The organism is Neisseria sp. P0022.S010 (assembly GCF_051956635.1).
On record NZ_JBQCXF010000328.1, the window covers coordinates 1 to 3,362 of the forward strand.

The 3,362-nt window shown below is 53.0% G+C and carries 3 protein-coding genes; 1 reads left to right on the forward strand and 2 read right to left on the reverse strand.

The window, feature by feature from the left end:
• The coding region (locus ACTHUT_RS16180; protein ID WP_440419062.1) for a hypothetical protein at positions 1 to 382 on the forward strand (382 nt) is incomplete at its 5' end.
• A 97-nt stretch (positions 383 to 479) separates the two neighbouring features.
• Here ACTHUT_RS16180 and ACTHUT_RS16185 read toward each other — a convergent pair.
• Positions 480 to 1,118, reverse strand: coding sequence for a bifunctional 4-hydroxy-2-oxoglutarate aldolase/2-dehydro-3-deoxy-phosphogluconate aldolase (locus tag ACTHUT_RS16185; RefSeq protein WP_440419063.1), 639 nt, complete (start codon positions 1,116 to 1,118; stop codon positions 480 to 482).
• Positions 1,119 to 1,208: 90 nt separating this feature from the next.
• Complete coding sequence (edd, locus tag ACTHUT_RS16190; RefSeq protein ID WP_070607988.1) at positions 1,209 to 3,044, reverse strand: phosphogluconate dehydratase; 1,836 nt, start codon at positions 3,042 to 3,044, stop codon at positions 1,209 to 1,211.
• Positions 3,045 to 3,362 lie beyond the last annotated feature (318 nt).

The following is a 3,362-nucleotide window of genomic DNA, read 5'->3' on the forward strand; positions in this document are numbered from 1 at the left end:
AAAAGGAAACTATATGGAATATTTGAGCTTTTCTCTGATTGTTGCCTTAGGGTTAGGGAGCGCGGCATTTGCCTCTGCTGAAAAAATGCTGCCTCTGAACGAAACAGGCTGCATTGACCAACCCTTACAGGTTAAACGTGGCCAAGTGTTTGGTTTTAATAGTTCGGCAGATGCCGGTTTAGTGCTTTCATTCGCGCCTGTCAGTCCCGGTGTCGTTGTGAAAGACCCGAAAGGCAAACGGATTGCTTTGGAAGTAGGGGCTGATGGAGATGCACCTGAAAACCGCTTCAGCTTTGCCGAAATCAATCAAAAAGGACGTTACACCATCCGCTTCCCACGCGCGGGTAAGATTGAATCTTTGTGTGTTAATGCTGCCAATTAGGATAAATATTAAGCCGAATAATGCTTGATTCGGTATGCTTGCAGTAAAAAAGGCAGTCTGAAATCATATTCAGACGGCCTTTGCTCTTTTATTCTGATTAGGCTTTTGGTTTTAAAGCGGCAGCTTCGCGTGCCAGACGGGTGATGGTATCCCAGTCTTTGTTTTTGACGGCTTCTTTCGGGGTCAGCCATGAGCCACCTACGCACAAGACATTAGGCAGCGCCAAGTACTCGGGTGCGGTTGCCAAGCTGATGCCGCCGGTCGGGCAGAAGCGAACATCGGCATAAGGGCCGTAGAGGGCTTTGAGCATGGCTTTGCCGCCAACGACTTCGGCAGGGAAAAGTTTGAGGGTATCGATACCGTGTTCCAAAGCAAGTTGGACTTCGCCCGGAGTGGCAACGCCGGGAATCAGGGGGATGCCGCTGTTGTGGCTGGCTTTGGCGAGGGATTCGTGCAAACCTGGGCTGATGGCGAAAACTGCGCCTGCGTCTTCGACGGCTTTGAGCTGCTCGGGATTGGTAACCGTACCCGCGCCGACGATGGCGTTGGGCACTTCTTTGGCAATCAGGCGGATGGCGTCGAGGCCGATAGGGGTACGCAGGGTGATTTCGAGGGTGGGAATGCAGCCTTCAACAAGGGCATGGGATAAATCGACGGCAGTACTCAAGTCGTCAATCGCCATTACTGGCACAACTGCGCCGGCAGTCAGAATTTCACGAGGGGTCAGTTTAGACATTTTAGGTCTCCATTGGGGACTGTATCGTAATAGGGTCGTTAACATGGTTTCAGACGGCCTGATTGTTTTAAAAGGCCGTCTGAAAAGAGTTTAGGCAAATTCGCCGCCGAAACTCATGGCGCCGGTTTCTGCGCTGCTGGTCATGCTGCGGAAGTTGGCGAAGAGTTCGCGGCCGCAGCCTTGTTGGTTCGCGCTTAAGTCGATGCGTTCGACTTCGCGGGCGTTCCATTCGGCTTCGTTGATCAGGACGTTGAGTTCGCCGGTAACGGAGTCGAAGCGGATCAGGTCGCCGGTACGAATTTTGGCAATGTTGCCGCCCATTAAGGCTTCAGGCGTCATGTGGATGGAGGCTGGAACTTTGCCGGATGCGCCGGACATACGGCCGTCGGTCAGCAACGCCACTTTGAAGCCGCGGTCTTGCAAGATGCCCAAAGGCGGGGTCAGTTTGTGCAACTCGGGCATACCGTTGGCGCGCGGACCTTGGTAGCGGACAACGCAGACGAAATCGCGTTCCAACTCGCCGCGCTCAAACGCTGCCAACACTTCGCGTTGGTCGTTGAACACGATGGCGGGCGCTTCGATGATGCGGCAGCCCTCGCGCACGGCAGACACTTTAATCACGCCGCGTCCGATATTGCCTTTCATCAGGCGCAGACCGCCGTCTGGGGAGAACGGGTTGTCGGCTTTGCGCAGGATGTCTTCATTGCCGCTGGTTTCAGGGGCTTCGCGCCATTCGAGTTTGCCATCAATGAGGAAAGGCTCTTTGGTGTAGTGGCGCATACCGTGTCCGACGACGGTATCGACATCGTCGTGCAACAGACCTGCGTCCAGCAATTCGCGGATGACGAAAGGCAGGCCGCCGGCTGCGGTAAAGTGGTTCACGTCGGCTTTGCCGTTGGGATACACACGGATCAGCAATGGGATGATGGAGGAAATTTCGTCGAAGTCGTCCCAGTTCAAAATTACGCCTGCGGCACGCGCCATAGCAACGAGGTGCATGGTGTGGTTGGTCGAACCGCCGGTCGCCATCAGGCCGATCAGGGCGTTGATGAAGGATTTTTCGGTCAACATTTCGCCCAATGGTTTGATGGTGCCATTTTTGATGCCGCGTGCGAGGTGTCCGGCTGCGTAGCGGGTCAGGGCTTCGCGCAGGTCGGTGTATGGGTGGACAAAGGCGGCGGCAGGTAGGTGCACGCCCATCATTTCCATCATCATTTGGTTGGAGTTGGCAGTGCCGTAGAAGGTACAAGTACCCGGGCTGTGGTAAGAACCCATTTCGCTTTCAAGCAAGGCATCGCGGCCGACTTTGCCTTCGGCGAAAAGTTGGCGGGTACGGGCCTTTTCTTTATTGCCGATACCGCTGGACATCGGACCTGCGGGGACAAAGATGCCGGGAATATGACCGAACGAAAGCGCGCCTATCATCAAACCCGGAACGATTTTATCGCACACGCCCATAAACAGGCTGCCGTCAAACATTTGGTGCGACAGGCCGACAGCGGTACTCATGGCAATCACGTCACGGGAGAACAGCGACAATTCCATCCCGGCGTAGCCTTGCGTGATGCCGTCGCACATGGCGGGCGTACCGCCGGCGACTTGTGCGGTCGCACCGTTTTTCTGTGCTTCATCTTTGATTTGGTCAGGGAAGTCTTTAAACGGCTGGTGTGCGGAAACCATGTCGTTGTAGGCAGTAATGATGCCTAAGTTGGGAACGGTTTCCTGAAGCATTTCGATTTTGATGCTTTTGGGCATGGAGGCGTAGCCGTGCGCCAAATTGCTGCAGCCGAGCTGGTTGCGCTCTAAGCGTCCCATCTGTTTGGCACTACGGATTTTCGCCAGATATTTTTCACGCGTCGGGCGGCTGCGCTCGATGATGCGCTCGGTAATCTCGGCGAGTTTAGGGTGAATAGGAGTGGGGTTCATGTGCTGTCTCCTGGCAAAACGATATGATAGGGATTTTGTTTGCGCGTTTCTGATTTTTGTATTGGGTGTTTTTCAGACGGCCTGGAGCTGTGGGAATAAATAATGAGTGCCGTCTGAAATGTTGAAGATTTCTCTTCGAAGTGTCTGCGTATTATAGTACAAATTCTGTAATTTTGTTACAGAATAATTCGCTAAGTGGAAGAAATTTGATTTAAATCGAGGTATAGTCAATTTGTAAAATGGCAGGCTGCAAAAGTCATCAAACTTTTATGTTAAATCAAACAATTTGTAAAAATGAGAATGGACAAAATCTGTAGT